Source organism: Peribacillus huizhouensis, assembly GCF_014138605.1.
In the GTDB taxonomy this organism is placed as follows: domain Bacteria; phylum Bacillota; class Bacilli; order Bacillales; family DSM-1321; genus Peribacillus; species Peribacillus huizhouensis.
Genome location: NZ_JACJHX010000012.1, coordinates 66802 through 84815 on the forward strand (window position 1 = coordinate 66802; position 18014 = coordinate 84815).

The following is an 18014-nucleotide window of genomic DNA, read 5'->3' on the forward strand; positions in this document are numbered from 1 at the left end:
AGATTTTAAAAAATAATAAGGGGTGTATGGGAATGAAGAGAAAACATATTACAGGCTTATTAGCTACTGCATTAATGGTTGGTGGAATACTTGCGGGGTGTAGTGGAAAAGATGAAACTGCGCCAGCAAGCAGTGATTCCAAATCAAAAAAAGCGGAGTTTACATTTCGCTTAGCAGATAATCATCCAGTAGATTATCCGACAGTAATAGGGGACAAAAAGTTTGCCGAGTTAGTCAATGAAAGATCGGATGGTCGAATTAAAATTGAAGTCTTTCCTTCTGGGCAATTAGGTGATGAAAAATCAGTACTTGAACAAGTTCAGTTGGGAGCCATTGAGTTTACGAGAATTAACGCTAGCCCGCTGGCCGAGTTTAATGATAATTTCTCAGTACTTGGTCTTCCGTATGTATTCGATAGTGATGAACATTTGTGGAATTTCCTTGAAAGTGAAACAGGAACAGAATTGTTGGATGGTCTTGAGGCATCAAAAATGAAAGGACTAGCTTATTACAGTTCAGGTTCTCGTAGTTTTTATACGACTAAGCCAGTTAAAAGTTTAGCTGACCTAAAAGGACAAAAGCTGCGTGTTCAACAAAGTAAAGTCAATATCGATCTAGTTTCAGCTCTTGGAGCAAGTGCAACTCCTATGCCTTATGGTGAAGTATTTAGTGGTCTCCAAACTGGAATTATCGACGGCGCTGAGAACAATCTTCCTAGTTTTGATTCTTCTAACCATTATCAAGAAGCTAAGAATATTATCTTGGATCATCATCAACGCACACCTGAAGTATTATTAATCAGTCAAACGGCATGGAATAAACTATCTGAAGAAGACCAAAAAATAGTTAAGCAGGCTGCTCTAGATTCCGTCACTACTCAAAAAGAAGAATGGGCTAAGTGGGAACAAAATTCTGAAAAGAAATTAAAAGATGCTGGTGTAACGTTTACTGAAGTAGAAGATCTTACTCCATGGAAAGAAGCAGTTAAACCTGTTATCGATCAATATCAAAGCAAATATAAGGACTTATTAGATGAAATCGAGGCAGCTAAATAATTAAAGTGTGATAAATTTGTGAATTCCAGGTCAAACTTTGACCTGGAATTTATTTAATTTCAGCCTTAAAGTGAAGTGGAATTTCTTCTAGCAGAATTTAATGGAGACAAAACAAAATAGAAGGTAGCCTAATAAGTACCACCTTCCAGCTTACAAGGCAGCTATTGAAGCGGGAACCACGTCCATGATGCCTTATTATGCTTAGAAAAGCGTGTTAAGGGATACCGCCAGCGGAAAGCGAGTACCTATGTACTGAAATCAACCCAGTATAGTAGTTTAAATATCATTTTAAAGCAACAAAGTATCCGAAAAACAGCCAATATTCTGATGGAGAAGGACAATTCCAGGCATAATATGAATTGTACAAGTATAGTGATAGGCTGAATTGAAAAGCCCCTAAAGAAATCGTGATACAATTGGGCGAACACATACATAGCAAAATAATAAGTTTACCTAGTAAACATATCAGTTTACCAAGCTGGTTATTTCGGTTAAAATTAAATTTGGAAACGTTAACATTTTATAAAATAGTAGGAATGATAAGTTATGAAGAAGAAGTGGAGAAAACTTTCTATTTTTATCAGAAAATTCATACTGTTAAGCAATCAGTCACTTTTAATAAAGCTTTTCGTATTGTCTAGTATACTAGTGATTTTTCCTGTTCTTTCGGTTGGAATTATTTCGTACAAACTTTCTTCAGATAAATTAGAAGAGGAGTTTAAAGAATCAAGCCAACAAATTATTGAACAGGTAGAATCACATATTGAGTATTATTTACAAGATTTTGAGATTGCTAGCTTAAAAATTATTAGCTCCCCTCACTTTGCTAACTTTTTAAAACTAGAAACTCAAGAACATGGAAGTAATCGAGAATTTACTGAGGCAACGCGTGCTATCTTAAAGGACGCCGAATATTCTAGAGCGGATATATCGAATATTACCGTTATATTAGATAATGATCAAGTCATCGATACACTTGGTTTAGAAAACTACTATCCTGCTAGCAAAATTAAAGATGAGTATTGGTATTCATCGGTACCGAGAAACGGGATGGTCATGTTAGTAAGCAGAACGTTAAAATTAAAAAATAATAACGAGCAGCCTGTGATATCGCTCGCGAGGCGTTTATATAATCCAAAGACTTTACAGCCAGTAGGAATGTTGATCATGGACATTAATTTCAGGAGGATTGAAGAAATAGCTAATAAGGTCACTATAAGTAAGAACGGCTATTTTTTTATTTTAGATGCAAAAGGGCATTATGTATACCACTCCGATTATTCTAAACTAGGAAAGAAGGTTGAGTTTGACCAATTGTCAGGCTTGAAAACAGAAGAAGATGGATCTGGAATATTAGATAATGATCGTAAAGATTTTATTACCTATTCTCTTTCGCAAAACCTCGGCTGGCGTTTTTTTACAGCAGTACCCTATCGAGATTTAACGGAAGGCATCATGCAAATCGGAAAAGCTATCACTTGGACGATATTGATCGCACTTTTCTTTGCTTATCTCATAGGATTCGGATTTGCAAATAGCATGATTCGTCCAATTCGTCGTCTTCAACACTTTATGAAGGAAGTGGAAACCGGGAATCTAAACGGTAGGGTGAAGGTGGAGTCTACGGATGAAATTGGACAATTGACAATGGGCATTAATAATACGGTAGAAAAACTATCCAATCTACTGGAGGAAATCTATATTTCTAAGTTGAAAGAAACGGAGATGAGCCTCAAACAAAAAGATGTTGAATTAAAGATGCTGCAGTCACAAATTAATCCGCATTTTTTATATAATTCACTTGAAACAATTAGAGGAATGGCATTGGAAGAAAATCAGGAGGACATTGCTAGTATGTCTTCTTCACTCGGAAAGCTTTTAAGATATAATCTTAAAAACAGCTCTCCTACCGTTAGTTTAGGAGAAGAAATTAAGTTTTGTGAGATGTACTTGCAAATTCAAAAGTTTCGTTTTGAAGACCGTTTTGAGTATATGTTTGATATTCCAGAATGGGCAATGGACCTTAAGGTTGTCAAGTTTTCGATGCAGCCTTTAGTAGAAAATTGTTTTAAGCACGGTTTTGATCAGATTAATAGAAAAATGAAGATTACCTTATCTGTATCTCAAGTTTCAGAATCTTCTATCGTTATTCGCGTTTTAGATACAGGTGTTGGAATTCAGGGTGATGTTCTATATGGAATTATAAAAAAAATGGAACAAAAAACAACAACCAGTAACGGATTAAATATTGGAATCATTAATGTTCATCAAAGGATTTCTTACTTGTTTGGCTCTGAGTATGGGATTACAATACAAAGCACACAAGGTATAGGAACATCGGTAGATATGCATTTGCCAATCATGAAAGTAAATGAGGAAGGGATGATAGAGTGAAAAACATCTTATTGGTTGATGATGAGAGATGGGTTCGTACAGCACTTAAGTGGACGATAAATAAGTTGCATCTCCCAATACATGTTACCCATGAATGCAAAAACGGGTTAGAAGCTCTTGATTGGCTTAAACAACATGACGTAGATTTAGTCATAACCGATATTCAAATGCCGATTATGGATGGACTTACATTTATAAAGCAAGTGCGGGATTTAGAATTGCATGTGGATATTATCGTTATAAGTGTTCATGATGAATTTCCGTTTATACAGGATGCTATGCGAAAAGGAGTGACAGATTATTTATTAAAACCGATAGATGATGAGGATTTAAAAAGATGTTTAGAAAACTGGTTAAAAAAAGGGAAGGGAGTTCAGGTAGATAGTAGAAATGTTGAAGAATCCTTTCCGCTTTCCACAATAGATAAAGTTCTTCAATATATCGAGGCAACTCCACTTGGAGAAATTAGCCTTAAAGAGGCTGCCAAAAAAGTACATGTCAATCCTAGTTATTTGAGTCAATTATTCAAACAACAAGTAAAACGAAATTTCGTTGATTATTTAACGGAACTTCGCATGGAAGAAGCAAAAAAGATATTAAAGACGAGCAACTTGCGGATTTCAGAGATTGCTGAACGCTTAGGTTATTCTGATATAGCGTATTTCAGTAATACTTTCAAACGAATGACTAGTTTCTCTCCATCGGAGTTTCGAAAGGTTAAAATCGAGTGATGGATGATTGGTGAATATACCAAGACGCCATAGGTGTTCCAAAGAAAAAAGGGTATATGTAAAACATAGAATATAGAAGAAAAAAGGTTGGTATTATCTGAAGGGAAGTGAATGGATCAAGTTAATCATTTTTCTTGATCATAAAAACCAATTCTCATTTTTACTTATTAGAATCGGTTATTGGGTCACTTTGATATTTTTGTGTGGAGATCATCTAATCATCCTTACTTTTAGTGTGAAGTTTACGTGGGTGTTTAGTATCATTAATAAAATTATCTTCTCCACATTAATTCATATGATTTCGCGTACCATACGAATCCAACTTTTAGCGATTCTAGCATTTTTTTCATTTATATGTTCCCCTTTCAAATTTATAGGATGTTTACTTTTGGTTTTACAATTACCTTCTATACATTAATTCATGTGATTTTACGTATAAATCGAATCCTACTTTAAATGATTTTAAAAACTTATTCATATGTGTCATCTCCTTTATAACTTATAGTATTATTATCAGATATTAGCTATATTTTAACAATGTCATTGAAATCGGTAACAATGATGAAGAAAACGGAAACATAGTTAATGAAAACGGGGTCAATTACATTAATCTCATTATTTCGCAGTTTTTCTTGATTTTTTAGTGGATGTTAATAAAATTAGGATGTTTCAAAAGTAATGAGGTTAGTGCGGGTTAACCGTAAAGGGAAAAAATGAAGGAATTACGAAATGATACGATAAGAATAGATGGAATGTTATCAAGAGGCGTCGGAGGAATATGAAAGGGCGTAATCTAATAGGATCTGTCCTTTTAGATTACGCCCTTTCTTTATTTGATCCTGGATTAATGGGAATAATCCATAATCGCTCACTAAATGAGCTTCACTTTATTTAAATAAATTTATTGTCGTAATAATGATCGGCATGGCAAATACATCAATAAGAAAAGCACCTACAATTGGAACGACCAAGTATGCTTTACGTGAAGGGCCAAAACGCTCTGTCACTGCTGCCATATTAGCCATTGCATTTGGTGTAGCACCAAGACCGTGACCTGTAAAACCAGCTACCATCACTGCGGCGTCATAATTTTTTCCGAGCAATCGGAACAAAATGAAAATACCGAAAAGAACAATAAATACAACTTGTACAAACACAATTACTAACATTGGAAGTGCAAGATCAGCTACTTCCCATAATTTTATACTCATGAGTGCCATAGACAGGAAGATACCGAGTGTCACATCACCAATCAAGTTAATGCTTTTCATGTCTATTGCATTTGGATTGCGTTTATCCACGATATTGCGGACAATGACTGCCACAAACATGGACCCTACATAACCAGGAAGGACAAAGCCGGTTGCTGTCGAAAACAGTTCCCCTAAATACGTTCCTAACGCCATACAGAATGTAATGAGTAAGACTTGGGTGAAGAAGGTATTTGTCGTAATCTCTTGAACTTTTTCTTCGACATTGGTTACATCTTCTTCTGTTTCAGTCGGTTTTAGATCGTATTTTGAAATTAAATATTTAACAGTCGGACCGCCAACTAAACCACCGGCTATGAGACCAAAGGTAGCTGCTGCGATCCCAATGGACAATGCTGAATTAATTCCCATATCTTCAAGGGTTTGACCAAATGCGCCTGCTGCTCCATGACCACCTTCCATGGAAACAGCCCCTGCCATCATTCCTATTAGTGGATGAATGTCGAACAATGAAGCTAAGGAGACACCGATCGCATTTTGTGCTAAAGCCAAGAATCCGCAGGCAAGCCAATAAATGACGAGCAACTTGCCACCTAATTTAATGAGTTTAAAGCTTGCTCCCAAGCCTACAGTTGTGAAGAATGTGATCATGAAGAGACTTTGTAGTGAGGTATCTAATGTAATTTCCAAAAGACCCGTAGCCTTTAGAATCGTTGCAATGATTGCAAACAATAGCCCACCAACAACTGGCGCTGGAATACAAAATTTTTGCAGAAAACCAGCTTTTTTTACAATGACTGTTCCTACTACTAATAGTGCTACTGCCAAAAATATCGTCGTTACTTGATCAAGTGCTAATGTCATTGTTGGTTCCTCCTAAAAATGCCATAATGGCTTCATTTATCAAATAAGCACCTAATTTAACTGTTCTGCCGTTTTCATCTACAGCCGGATTCACTTCACAAATATCGAACGAGAGAGTTTTCTCGTGAGATGCAACTGTGCGGATAATGGATCGGACAATCATTGGTGTTAAGCCAAAAGGAGACGGAGCACTGACTCCAGGTGCAAATGCTGCATTCAAGACATCTGTACAAAGTGTAAACATAACATGATCATGCTTTTCTATGAATTCATTTAATTCAGAAATTATTGCATCCTTATTTCCTTCATGCATATCTTCTTCGTACATATAGCGAGTACCGAGCTCGTCCGCTTTATCAAATAATTCCTGTGTGTTACCGAAACGCTGGATACCAAGCACAAAATAATGGCTATTTTTGTCATGTTCTAATATTTGTCTGAACATTGTTCCTGATGATGGCTGATCTTCATATGAGCGTAAGTCGAAATGAGCATCAATATTGATGATTCCAAGTGAAGCATCTTTTCCTATATGTTTTCGGACACCTAAATAATGTCCGTACAATGTTTCGTGTCCTCCGCCTAAAATAATTGGCGTTACCGATTTTGAAAAGATGTCAGAGATTATATTACCTAATAATTCTTGGGCTTCTTCAAGGTAGTCGTTTTCACAAATAACATTCCCCACATCATAAATACAACTATTTTCCTGCAGCTTCCAAGGGATATTAGAAAGCGCTTTCCTTATAGAGTTGGGGGCTTTTGCTGCACCTAATCTTCCCTGGTTACGTCTAACTCCTTCCTCACATTCAAATCCGATTATTGCACAAGAGTTGTCTGAGGGAGTTTTTAATTTATCCAAGTCAATCAATTCCACAATTTGATGGTAGCGAAAACTGCTTCTTCTTTCTGTATGATCAGTTCGGCCAGTCCATAAATCTGCTGAAACGTTATTTGGCATTCTTCTCATCCTTTCTGAACCTTCTGATATAAGTTCTGTTTTTTGATTATATAATGACACACTTATTATTTCTAATATATAATTCAAATATAACGATAGTTTAAAGCTATAAATAAGAGAGGAAGATTGTTTTGGACATTAAGCAGTTGCGTTATTTTGTAACGATTTCCGATCAGCTAAGCTATTCTAAGGCCGCACAAAAACTGCATATTTCACAACCATCTTTAAGCAATGCCATAAAAAATTTGGAGCGTGAGGTTGGCTCGCCACTGCTTGAAAGAAGTACAAGAAAAATCGAATTAACGGATGCTGGTAAAATTTTATATGAAAAATCGATCTTGCTTCTTTCCCAAATGAACATTTTGAAAAAAGAAATGGAAGAAGTAAAGCTGACTGGCAACGGAGAACTTATCATTGGCATGATCGAGTCAGTAAAGCATTGGATTCCGAAAGTGATCCATGACTATCAAGGTCGTTTTCCGACTATAAATATTAAGCTGATCGAAGTGCTGAGTGGAAAAGCTGTGAAAGATTCGCTAAGAAAATATCATACACATTTAATCATTACAAACCAGTATATTCGTGAAGACGATTTTGAATCGTTCCCTTTGTATGATGAAAGATTAGTACTTGTGATGCACAAGGATCATCATTTGGCTCAGAAAGAATTCATTCATTTGAAAGAGTTGGAAGGAGACCCTTTTATTATTAGTAAGGAAGGATTTCAAACGAGAGAAGATATTTTAACAGCCTTTAAACTCGAACAAGCTGCTCCGAAAATAAAATTTGAAATTGAACGTTTTGAAACAGCATTATCATTAGTGAGAGAAAATCTGGGTATTACTATTATCCCCGAACATTATTTGTCTGGACCAAAGGATGATTCAATTGTCCGGAAAATTATTGATTCTAAAGCATTAAAAAGGACTGTTTATTTAACATTTATGAAAAACCGTTATTTAGCTCCCTCGGTTCAAACTTTTTTAGAAGATATTCGGCGGAACTTTGCCTGACACACTTTTTATTTTGAAAAGAAATGTATACATACAACGGCTTAAAAAAGGAAAGCTTAGCAAGTAGGAGGTGTAACTATGCAAAAAATTGGTGTTGAAGGATCATTAACGAATATTTCCGAAGCATTACGTGAAAAGGGCTATGATGTCGTTGAATTAAAACAGGAAGCTGACGCACAAAACGTAGACTTTTGTGTTGTGACAGGATTAGATTCAAATATGATGGGAATACAAGAGGTTTCCGCAAAAGGTTCAGTTATTGAGGCCAGCGGGATGTCAGCAAATGAGGTCATTAGTGAAATTGAAAATAAAATAAATCATTCACATTAAACATATAAGGCTGGATCAGGAATCGTACGTATACGATAACTTTGATTCAGTCTTTCCTATATGTATTTAATTTTATCCCGTATTAATGGGCAGTCCCCGCCCAATATGAGTACGCGGCGTACTTAGTCTGAGTTCGTTGAATTGGGTTCGTACTGTCGCTTGGACTAACAATCAGGGGGGACAAAGAACCCCACACACTGATTGAAGTTTTACTTTATGGGCAAATTTGGGATTCATAATATGATCTTTATTTATGCATTCTAACATTTGTAATAATTAAACTTAAGGAGGAATTTTATATGACTGTAATTAATCAAGTACAACAAACGTTATCGGGTCTAAAAGGTATTCAAGCTAGTTTTGAAACATTTGCATTGGCAACGGATAATGAACAGGCAAAACAAATGTATCAACAAGCAGCACAACAAACACAAACCATAGTTGACACTCTTACCCCTCGAGTTCAACAAATCATCCAAGAAGAGCCTCAATATAAACAATAATGATATGTGAAAAATAGGTAAACTAATGTAAAGAGTCGGTCCTCATTCCTCACAACACAACTATATTTAAGTATGCAACTCTCTATATGGTATGAGGTCGATCTTTATGTTATTGGTTATGTTAAAGCTCGTTGTTGATTGAAGCGGGAGGCGTAAAAATCCTGCGGGAAAAACGAGTCAAAGGGAGACCACAGGCGCACAGCGCCGAGAAGGCTTCCCTGACCGCTCGCGGAAAGCGAACGCCTCTCGTTGCAATCAACAGGCAAATTTAATAGAGCTGTTTTATTACAAGCAACAAAAGCGTGGAAAGAGGTGTTGCAGGCATGTTACATCAAAAAAAGAAACACAAAAACTATCGGAAGCAGACATTCATACAGAGAATTGATTTTCTATGCTGAGAGGAAGGCGGACTTGGGTATTCGATCAAAAACCAGTCATTATTTCCACAGGAACTGTTGGCGGTCCATTTGAAGCAGACGGAAAACTTGCGAACGACTTTGATCTTCTTCATGCAGATTTATGGTTACAACAAGATTCCTATGAGAAAGCGCAGAAAGTACTTTTAGAAGAGGCTTGTCAAAAAGCTATAGAAAAAGCAGAGTTACAAAAGGAACAAATTCAGTTTCTTCTCGCTGGAGATTTAATCAACCAAATTACCCCAACCAGCTTTGCGAGCAAAACGATTGGGACACCGTATCTTGGATTATTTGGAGCGTGTTCAACTTCAATGGAAGGGTTGGCATTAGGTGCTTTTCTGGTTAATTCTAAAGGAGCCAAATATTTATTAACTGGAGCTTCCAGTCATAATGCGGCTGTTGAGAAACAATTTCGTTATCCAACTGAATATGGCGGACAAAAACCCCCTACAGCACAATGGACAGTGACTGGAGCTGGGACAGCACTGTTAAGTGATTCAGGAGTTGGTCCAAGAGTCACATCAGCTACGATTGGTCGTGTAATGGATCTGGGGATTGCAGATCCGTTCAATATGGGAGGAGCTATGGCACCAGCAGCCGTTGATACGATTGAAGCCCATTTAAGGGAACGAAACATCGATCCAGCTTATTATGACTTGATCGTGACCGGAGATCTTGGTCGAATTGGACATGAAGTTTCACTGGATTTATTAGATCAGCACGGTATACGTATCCGTAATGATCAGTATCAGGATTGTGGGTTAATGATTTATCGGCAAGGACAACCAGTCTTAGCGGGGGCTAGTGGTGCAGGCTGTTCAGCTACCGTTGTCTATGGTCATCTGTTAAATCGGATGAAAAAAGGAGAAATTAAACGATTGCTGGTGGTCGCAACTGGTGCATTATTATCCCCTCTCACTTATCAACAAAAAGAAACGATCCCTTGTATTGCTCATGCCGTGTCGATTGAGTATGAAGAATAACAATCAAATACGTAACTAACGCCAATAAAATAGGAGGATATGCATGTGACTATCGGATCAGAAGTGAAGCAATGTCTCGCTAGTCTTAAAGGGATTGAATCTAATTTATCCAGCTTAGAGATTCGAACTCCGGATGAAGAATCGAAACGCATCTTTCACGAGACAATGGTCATTGTGAATGGAGTGGTGGCAGATTTACAACAACGAGTTATAGAGTTGGAAGTGGAAGAAACGCAATATAAAGGTTTTTAAGCATCAAATTAGGAGGTGTAGTAGTGCCTGATTGGTTAGATGTCATTGTGCGTTCATTACTATTTCTAGCTATTTTGTTTTTAGTAACTAAATGGCTAGGTAAAAAGCAAATATCCCAATTATCTTTCTTTGAATACGTGATTGGAATCACGATAGGCAGTATAGGAGCGGAAGTCGTTACTGGACTTGAACAAAGCATTTATTTAGGAGTATTATCCATCCTTACTTTTGCAGTTATCCCTTTCATAGCTAATTTAATTTCATTAAAAAGCAAAAGCTTTCGCGACTTTATTGAAGGAAAAGGGACCGTTTTAATTAAAGATGGAAAGGTTATGGAAGAAAATTTAAAAAAGGAAAGATATACAATTGATGAGTTGTTAGAACTTCTCCGAAAGGATAATGTTTTTCAGGTGGCAGATGTAGAGTTTGCTGTATTAGAAGCCACTGGTGATTTAAGTGTATTGTTGAAGAAAGAAAATCACCCATTGACTGCGAAAGATTTACATATGGCTGTTGCCCCGATTAAGGAACCCCAGGCTGTTATTATGGATGGAAAAATACTGAATGAGCCATTGTCTACTGCGGGTAAAAGTAGATTATGGTTACAAACGGAACTGGAAAAAATCGGGGTGCTCCTTGATAACGTATTTCTTGGACAAGTCGATATGTATGGCCAATTAACCGTTGATCTTTATGATGATAAACTTCAAGTGCCAGCCCCTCAAGAAAAACCGATATTATATGCAACCATGAAAAAATGCCAAGCGGACATTGAGTTATTCGCTCTTGGAACGGAAAATAAAGAAGCGAAGAAGATGTATAGTTTAAATAGTGAAAAACTACAAGAAGCGATTGATAAAGTAGCTTATTTATTAAAAGAATAGGAAAAATCAATTAATCAGAGTTTGTCTTTAAAGGGTTAGATCCCTCTACATGTAGTATTACGTGTTATAAACACGTGCTTAATACTGTATCGTAGTTGCGGGTTTGACTTATTAATGAGACACACTCTTTTTTTATTCTGAAATTTCGAGCTTGGACATATCTTTAAATGTCAAATAATCCAAAAAAAGGTGATTGGTATTGTTCAGAAAATAGTAGCTACTCTTATTGGTAGTTTATTGATAGCGATTGGAATTAACGGCTTTTTAGTACCTTATCATTTGTTGGATGGAGGAATTACGGGGATTGCCCTCATTCTTCATTATTACTTTGAATATCCGACCGGACTTTGCATGTTGTTGTTAAGTATTCCACTTTGCATATATGCTTGGTGTTGTGAAAGAAACTATTTTTATAATAGTTTTCTTGGATTAATTGTCGCATCGATATTCATTGATTGGTTAGCCCCTTTACGGAACCAATTTTCACTGTCTATTGTTACAAGTGTGCTATTGGGGGGAATATCCATCGGAATTGGAATTGGGCTTATGCTCAGATACCAAACAAGCACGGGAGGAACCGACTTGTTAGCTCAATTTATTGCGAAAGCTTTTTCTTTAAATATTGGGGTTGTTATTTTCATCATAGATGGCCTAATCGTCGCTGTTGCCTTTAACGCATTGGGTCTGGAAGTATTTCTATTTTCTAGCTTAACAATTATGATTATTGGTTTCATGACTTCATTAATGGCTAAACCGATTGGCAACTAACGCTAAATAGAAGTACTTCATAAAGTTTTAAGGAAGGTAGGTGTAATATAAAAAATCCCAATAGGGAATACCCTACTGGGATAAAGGGAAAACAATCTAATTAATGGTCAATGAGCCATCCCATTATTCGGGGGGATTTGACTAGGTGCATAGGCATTTATCATTTGTTGCATATCTTGTTGTGCCAATTGTGGGACTTGATAGTAATGATGCTTATTTTGATAAATGGATATTTCATAAGCCATTTCAATGCAGTTTGGAATTGAATCTGCTAGTACCCGACGAACTACTGGATTTGTAACTTCACAAGCAGCCATTGCTTTCATGGCTGCAGAAGACTTTGCAGAACCAAGCATTAACCCGGAGATACACTCATCGGTAATTTCTGTAACAGACTGCAACGGTTTCTTCGGTTGGGTTGGTGTTAACCCATAGACGAAGTCATTGCCTTGCTTCATTTTATAACTTTGAGTCCGCTTCGATGGATCCCGGCCAGTTGTGAAACAATCAACCGTAATATTGTATTCATCTTGGATAAATTGATATTGGCGATTCAATATATCCATAAGTTCCGGATCTTTTACATGTTGCCGTAAAAGCATATATTGATTAAGTGTACCTATTGTTCCTGATAACACTTCATGAACATCAAACATTTCATGACCGCCATGATTTAGTTGCTGAGGCACTGCGCCTGTATGCATATTTTGATGGATAGGTCCTTGTTGGTTTTGCATCATTTCCCATTCCTCCTTTTTGTTTGAAAAAGACGTTCGGCTATAGTATGTGTCATGAAATAAGAGTTATTCAAAACTGTCAAATATAAAGGCTGTTTTCATATACTTTGTTGCTTTAAATTATATTTACACTACTATCCTGAGTTGATTTCCATTACAGGTACTCGCTTCCCGCGGGCGGTCTCCCACAACGAGCTTCTCTAAGCAAGAGTCTCGCACCTTCCACTACAATTAACAACTGCTCGAATTGGTTACTTGCTAAAAACATCAAACTTTACGAAAAGAGTCAATATAAAAGATGTGTAAATGTGGCTAGAGCAATTTTTTTGACTGCTTTCATACATAAAGTTTAATGTCGAATAAGATGACGTTTTCGTTTCTTTTCAACACTTCCACCTGTTTAAAAACTTAGTCTTTTACATGATTTAATTTAGAAGATGTGAGACAAGCTAATAATGAGATATTGCTTTAACCGTTACGTTCGCATTGCTAACATTTAGGCTATGTTAAGGCTCATTATTGATTTTGGGCACAATGTTGATTGGAACGAACGCCTTACGTTCCAATCAACTGGCAAGTTTAACAGAGCCAACACTTAAAATAGGGAGGTAGTTTATTGTGAAAATAGTAGCTGTTGTAGGAAGTAACCGCAAAGAATCTTATAACAAAAAAATCACTGCTTTTATGCAAAAAAGATATACGGATAAGGTTGAAATGGAAATATTGCCATTAGAAAATCTTCCTATGTACAATGAAGACGAAGAATTAAACCCGCCGTCCGTAGTAATAGACATTAAGAAAAAGATCGCCAATAGTGACGGAATTTTAATAACAACACCAGAATACAATCATTCCATATCGGGGTTCTTGAAAAATGCAATTGACTGGTTTTCAAGAGGAGACAAAGTAATGGTGAATAAGCCCGTCATGATCGTTGGCTGTTCTCCTGGGGCACTAGGAACAGTCCGTGCTCAAATACAACTCCGTCAAATCTTAAACTCTCCTGGAGTCGCTGCATTAACTTTGCCTGGAAACGAAGTATTTATCGGAGCCGTACATGAAAAAATCGATGAATCTGGAGAGTTAGTCCATGAACCGACAATTCAATTTTTAGATACAGTCATGAATAATTTTATGGACTGGATTTTAAAAATGAAATGAAATTTGGAAAAAGGGTCAGACCTCACATCCTTACAACGCTAAGTAGTAGATGTGGTTCTGAACCCATTGTTATGAGATAGACTCAATATTATGAATAAGAGGAGACCTTTCGCCCCTGAAAATTAGGATAAGCAATCCCGAATAGAATTACGGCAACACCGCTCCACTGAGAGAAGGTTACGACTTCGTGCAGCACAAGTGTGGACATGAGAACGGCTGTTGGCAGTTCTGATGCACTTAAGATTGTGCCCAGGCCGCTACCTACTTTTGGCATGGCGATATTAAATAAAAGTGGAGGGACAAGTGAACCGAAAAAGCCAATAAGCAGACCGTATTTAAGCAATCCATCTGCAAATGCTCCGTTTAGGAGAAATACTGGTGGAAGTACAATAAACACGAGTAGAGCCGCTCCGGTTGTCATGATTGCACTTTTGTAGATTGGGTGAATCGGAAGACTTGCACGACCGCTTACATAAATAAAGGTGGCAAAGGACAATGCCGAAAGTAGTCCCCAACCGATTCCAACAACTGAAAAGGAGAGTTCACTACTCAAAAAGCCTGAAGCCAAAACGGAGCCACAAAGGATGATCGCTGTTGCAATTATACTCTTTCGGTTTGGAATTTTCTTATCAAAAACATATTGTAAAATTATGCTAATCCAGGTGAATTGCAATAGCAGGATAATAGCAAATGAAGCATCTACATACCCCAGTGATTTATTATACAAAACCCCGGTAACCCCCATTGGCATCCCGCTTATCAATAAGATCAGCTTTTGCTTAACACTCAATTTAATTTTGGGAACAAAGATCGTAATGATCCATAACATAATGGCTCCAAGCAAATACTGGCTGCCTGACAATTCACCTATTCCAAAACCTTCCCGATAGCCTAATTTAACAAATGACGATATAACCCCGTATGAACAGCCGCCAAGAAAGACTAGAAACGCATATTTCCATATACCCATTGTAAAAAAACCTCCTGTAAAACAATAAAGCCACCCATCCCTAATTTAGGGATGGGTGGCGAAAAGTAAAGTTGTTAACTTTAAGAAAAATCCACCTGCCGCCAACTTGCATTGCAGCTTTTAGTATATGACTATTACTTCCTATTATAAGTTGTAATAATAGGAAGTAAAGAGGGAATTTTTATCCTGCATTAACGGGCAGTAACCCCCCCACCGCAATCTTAATAGGTACATGAAGACTTCCTGAGTAAAGTTTCACTTTATCCGAATGTGAGTGATAAAAGGAATCTGAATGTTTTTAATGTTGAGAAATAATGAATTTTGTCGTTGGAAAAATGCTAAATGTGACACCACAAATTAGAGGAAGCAGAGTTATTTTTTTGTAAAAAAGTAATTAATAATTGTCCTACTCCATTACTCATGTTATTATTTAGACTATAAGAAATCACGTTGGCGTGATTTTAGAGGATGTAATGTGGATTGTGAAGTCTTCTTGATAATAAGAAGGATCCTGCATTTCCATATTAAAGCTGATTTTAGAGTCCAATATTTTAGGGAGGTTATCTTTTTTTGGAAATTTTAAATCAAATGTTTAGTACTTACGCTTTATTTTTCGACTGGAAAATGTGGGGAGAAGTATTAACGGATCCTGTTGCTTGGGGATTAATCGGGACATTAATTATTATGGAAGGGTTACTATCAGCTGATAACGCATTAGTGCTGGCAGTCATGGTAAAACATCTTCCTGAAGAAAAACGAAAGAAAGCATTAATGTATGGCTTATTAGGTGCTTATGTTTTTAGATTCATTTTCATTGGTATTGGCGTATACTTAGTTAACTTCTGGTGGATTAAAGTATTAGGTGCACTTTATCTTGGATGGATCTCTTTCAGCCATTTTCGGAAAAAGTCTGGCGAGGAAGATGAAGTCAAAGAATTCAATAAAAATTCTTGGTTAGTCCGTACGTTTGGAACATTTTGGGCGACAGTTATTATGGTAGAAGGAATGGATATTGCTTTCTCAGCTGATTCAATTCTTGCAGCATTTGCAATTTCGGATCAAGTTTGGGTACTATTATTGGGTGGTATGATTGGAATTTTATTAATGCGTACAGTAGCTCGATTATTTCTAACTTTAATTGATAAAATTCCTGAACTAGAAAATACGGCTTTCATTTTAATTGGCATCATTGCATTAAAAATGTTATTAAGTGTATTTAACATCCATGTTCCACATACAGTATTTTTTGGTATTATCATCCTTGCGTTCCTAATTACGATTGTTATTCATAAAAGAAATGAGCGTAAGTCGGCAACTTCTACTGAGGGCTAATATAATAGTCTTTGGTACTAATTAAACATATTGAACGACAAAGAAGCAGAACGCCATTGTGTCAGGGCGTTCTGCTTCTTTTGTGTTTCAATTTTTTTCTGAAGGTTTTGCATAATATAGATACTTTTATAAAAGTGAAATGAGGTATCCGCCAACTGCTCCGATCACAACAATGATCCAAGGAGGCAGCTTCCAAAAAGCAAGCATGCTAAATAATAGGGCTGCTAAAGCAAAATCCATGGGAGTGTAAATAGAACTTGTCCAGATTGGCTGATAAAATGCTGTAAGTAAAAGGCCGACAACTGCAGCATTTACCCCAAGCAAAGCACCTTTAATATTTGGATTACGACGTAAGTTATCCCAGAAAGGCAACGTTCCCAAAATCAGAAGAAAAGCGGGCATGAATATTGCAATAGTAGCCAGTATTCCGCCTTGCCAGCCATTAATAACCGCACCAAGATACGGAGCAAATGTAAATAACGGACCCGGCATTGCTTGTGCAGCGCCGTAGCCAGCGAGAAATGCTTCTTTATCCATCCAGCCTCCAGTGACAAATTCACGTTCCAGTAATGGCAATACAACATGACCGCCGCCAAATACTAAAGAACCTGACCGATAAAAACTGTCAAACATTGCAATCCAATTTAATGAAGTTGCTTCCCTTAAGACGGGGAGGAGAATAAGCAGGCCGAAAAAGAAAGTTAAACAGACGAAACCCCACCTACGAGAAATAGGAAAATATGTAGTGGGTTCATCACTCTCTTTATGTTGTTTGTAAATGAAATAGCCAAATAGACCAGACAGGAGGATGACGACAATCTGGCTGAACACAGACTGCCAGATGATTGTTCCGACTAACGCAAATAAAGCGATGGCTTTTCGTTTGACGTCTGGTGTTAAATTTTCTGCCATCCCTAAAATAGCATGTGCGACTACTGCTACAGCAACAATTTTTAATCCATGAATCCATCCAGAATTTCCGAGGTGAAAACCATCAAGTAAGATAGCCAATAGAATCATGACGATAACGGAGGGCAAAGTAAAACCTAAAAATGCTAGGATTCCACCTAATACACCTGCTCGCATGACCCCAATGCCAATGCCAACCTGACTGCTTGCAGGTCCAGGTAAGAACTGACATAAAGCAACTAAGTCCGCATAGCTTTTTTCATCGATCCACTTTCTTTGTTCTACATATTCATTTCGAAAATACCCTAAATGGGCGGTAGGTCCGCCAAACGAGGTAAGCCCAAGTCTTGTAGAAATGAAGAGGACTTCTGTAAGTGTTTTAAAATAATTCAATTTTTTACTATTCATTATCCAGCCCCTAATCATTCTATATTTTACGCAACAGAATATCATTTTATCTTATCATCCCTTGAGATCATGTTAAATTCAACGGTAGTATTGTAATAAGTTTCTAAAGATTATTTTATCGCCGCTTAACAG

General features: G+C 37.0%; 17 protein-coding genes. 12 read left to right on the plus strand and 5 right to left on the minus strand.

The window, feature by feature from the left end:
* The first annotated feature begins 32 nt into the window (after nucleotides 1-32).
* From HNP81_RS16740 to HNP81_RS16750, 3 genes are all read left to right on the plus strand, one after another.
* A complete protein-coding gene (locus tag HNP81_RS16740) occupies nucleotides 33-1055 on the plus strand; it encodes a TRAP transporter substrate-binding protein (RefSeq protein ID WP_246399398.1) in 1023 nt (340 codons plus the stop codon).
* 546 nt (nucleotides 1056-1601) lie between these two features.
* Nucleotides 1602-3449, plus strand: a complete 1848-nt coding sequence (locus tag HNP81_RS16745; protein ID WP_034300264.1) for a sensor histidine kinase — start codon at nucleotides 1602-1604, stop codon at nucleotides 3447-3449.
* Nucleotides 3446-4180 (plus strand): response regulator transcription factor, encoded by a 735-nt coding sequence (locus HNP81_RS16750; RefSeq protein ID WP_028390240.1) that lies wholly within the window; start codon nucleotides 3446-3448, stop codon nucleotides 4178-4180. Before HNP81_RS16745 ends, HNP81_RS16750 begins: the two co-directional genes overlap by 4 nt.
* A gap of 887 nt (nucleotides 4181-5067) precedes the next feature.
* Here HNP81_RS16750 and gltS read toward each other — a convergent pair.
* Both gltS and hutG read right to left on the minus strand, forming a co-directional pair.
* Entirely contained in the window at nucleotides 5068-6255 is a 1188-nt protein-coding gene (gene gltS, locus HNP81_RS16755; RefSeq protein WP_182503351.1) for a sodium/glutamate symporter, read from the minus strand.
* The gene (hutG, locus tag HNP81_RS16760) at nucleotides 6239-7225 is read right to left on the minus strand and encodes a formimidoylglutamase (protein WP_182503352.1); all 987 of its coding nucleotides are present in this window, start codon (nucleotides 7223-7225) and stop codon (nucleotides 6239-6241) included. Before hutG ends, gltS begins: the two co-directional genes overlap by 17 nt.
* A 122-nt stretch (nucleotides 7226-7347) precedes the next feature.
* Here hutG and HNP81_RS16765 point away from each other — a divergent pair, with 122 nt between their 5' ends.
* From HNP81_RS16765 to HNP81_RS16795, 7 genes are all read left to right on the plus strand, one after another.
* On the plus strand, nucleotides 7348-8229 hold the full coding sequence (locus tag HNP81_RS16765; protein ID WP_028390243.1) for a LysR family transcriptional regulator: 882 nt from the start codon (nucleotides 7348-7350) through the stop codon (nucleotides 8227-8229).
* 78 nt (nucleotides 8230-8307) lie between these two features.
* A complete protein-coding gene (locus HNP81_RS16770; RefSeq protein WP_028390244.1) occupies nucleotides 8308-8559 on the plus strand; it encodes a YkuS family protein in 252 nt (83 codons plus the stop codon).
* A gap of 299 nt (nucleotides 8560-8858) precedes the next feature.
* A complete protein-coding gene (locus tag HNP81_RS16775; protein ID WP_028390245.1) occupies nucleotides 8859-9062 on the plus strand; it encodes a DUF1657 domain-containing protein in 204 nt (67 codons plus the stop codon).
* Between the two features lie 391 nt (nucleotides 9063-9453).
* Nucleotides 9454-10461 (plus strand): stage V sporulation protein AD, encoded by a 1008-nt coding sequence (spoVAD, locus tag HNP81_RS16780; protein ID WP_182503353.1) that lies wholly within the window; start codon nucleotides 9454-9456, stop codon nucleotides 10459-10461.
* A 39-nt stretch (nucleotides 10462-10500) separates the two neighbouring features.
* A complete protein-coding gene (locus HNP81_RS16785) occupies nucleotides 10501-10713 on the plus strand; it encodes a DUF1657 domain-containing protein (protein ID WP_220478607.1) in 213 nt (70 codons plus the stop codon).
* Between the two features lie 23 nt (nucleotides 10714-10736).
* Nucleotides 10737-11597, plus strand: coding sequence for a DUF421 domain-containing protein (locus tag HNP81_RS16790; RefSeq protein WP_182503354.1), 861 nt, complete (start codon nucleotides 10737-10739; stop codon nucleotides 11595-11597).
* A gap of 198 nt (nucleotides 11598-11795) precedes the next feature.
* Nucleotides 11796-12365: a YitT family protein gene (locus tag HNP81_RS16795; RefSeq protein ID WP_376766760.1), complete on the plus strand. Its 570-nt coding sequence runs from the start codon at nucleotides 11796-11798 to the stop codon at nucleotides 12363-12365.
* A gap of 107 nt (nucleotides 12366-12472) precedes the next feature.
* On the opposite strand, the gene HNP81_RS16800 is transcribed toward HNP81_RS16795, so the two are convergent.
* The gene (locus HNP81_RS16800) at nucleotides 12473-13102 is read right to left on the minus strand and encodes a spore coat protein (protein ID WP_028390250.1); all 630 of its coding nucleotides are present in this window, start codon (nucleotides 13100-13102) and stop codon (nucleotides 12473-12475) included.
* 618 nt (nucleotides 13103-13720) lie between these two features.
* Between HNP81_RS16800 and HNP81_RS16805 the strand changes: the two genes are divergently transcribed.
* Nucleotides 13721-14263, plus strand: a complete 543-nt coding sequence (locus tag HNP81_RS16805; RefSeq protein WP_182503355.1) for an NADPH-dependent FMN reductase — start codon at nucleotides 13721-13723, stop codon at nucleotides 14261-14263.
* A gap of 88 nt (nucleotides 14264-14351) precedes the next feature.
* Here the strand turns inward: HNP81_RS16805 and HNP81_RS16810 are convergent, their stop codons facing one another.
* Entirely contained in the window at nucleotides 14352-15233 is an 882-nt protein-coding gene (locus tag HNP81_RS16810; RefSeq protein ID WP_182503356.1) for an EamA family transporter, read from the minus strand.
* 588 nt (nucleotides 15234-15821) lie between these two features.
* On the opposite strand from HNP81_RS16810, the gene HNP81_RS16815 reads away from it, so the two are divergent.
* A complete protein-coding gene (locus HNP81_RS16815; RefSeq protein ID WP_376766761.1) occupies nucleotides 15822-16565 on the plus strand; it encodes a MeeY/MeeF family manganese export membrane protein in 744 nt (247 codons plus the stop codon).
* Between the two features lie 126 nt (nucleotides 16566-16691).
* Here HNP81_RS16815 and HNP81_RS16820 read toward each other — a convergent pair whose 3' ends face one another.
* Nucleotides 16692-17882 carry a chromate transporter gene (locus tag HNP81_RS16820; RefSeq protein WP_182503357.1) on the minus strand — a complete coding sequence of 397 codons (1191 nt, stop codon included), beginning with the start codon at nucleotides 17880-17882 and terminating at the stop codon, nucleotides 16692-16694.
* Between the last annotated feature and the right edge of the window lie 132 nt (nucleotides 17883-18014).

Bases quoted from the DNA above. Each gene is read 5' to 3' on its own strand.
- HNP81_RS16775 (WP_028390245.1), top strand. From the start codon at position 8,859: ATGACTGTAATTAATCAAGTACAACAAACGTTATCGGGTCTAAAAGGT.
- HNP81_RS16815 (WP_376766761.1), top strand. From the start codon at position 15,822: ATGTTTAGTACTTACGCTTTATTTTTCGACTGGAAAATGTGGGGAGAA.
- spoVAD (WP_182503353.1), top strand. From the start codon at position 9,454: ATGCTGAGAGGAAGGCGGACTTGGGTATTCGATCAAAAACCAGTCATT.
- HNP81_RS16740 (WP_246399398.1), top strand. From the start codon at position 33: ATGAAGAGAAAACATATTACAGGCTTATTAGCTACTGCATTAATGGTT.
- gltS (WP_182503351.1), bottom strand. From the start codon at position 6,255: ATGACATTAGCACTTGATCAAGTAACGACGATATTTTTGGCAGTAGCA.
- HNP81_RS16745 (WP_034300264.1), top strand. From the start codon at position 1,602: ATGAAGAAGAAGTGGAGAAAACTTTCTATTTTTATCAGAAAATTCATA.
- HNP81_RS16820 (WP_182503357.1), bottom strand. From the start codon at position 17,882: ATGAATAGTAAAAAATTGAATTATTTTAAAACACTTACAGAAGTCCTC.
- HNP81_RS16785 (WP_220478607.1), top strand. From the start codon at position 10,501: ATGCATGTGACTATCGGATCAGAAGTGAAGCAATGTCTCGCTAGTCTT.
- hutG (WP_182503352.1), bottom strand. From the start codon at position 7,225: ATGAGAAGAATGCCAAATAACGTTTCAGCAGATTTATGGACTGGCCGA.
- HNP81_RS16810 (WP_182503356.1), bottom strand. From the start codon at position 15,233: ATGGGTATATGGAAATATGCGTTTCTAGTCTTTCTTGGCGGCTGTTCA.
- HNP81_RS16770 (WP_028390244.1), top strand. From the start codon at position 8,308: ATGCAAAAAATTGGTGTTGAAGGATCATTAACGAATATTTCCGAAGCA.
- HNP81_RS16800 (WP_028390250.1), bottom strand. From the start codon at position 13,102: ATGCAAAACCAACAAGGACCTATCCATCAAAATATGCATACAGGCGCA.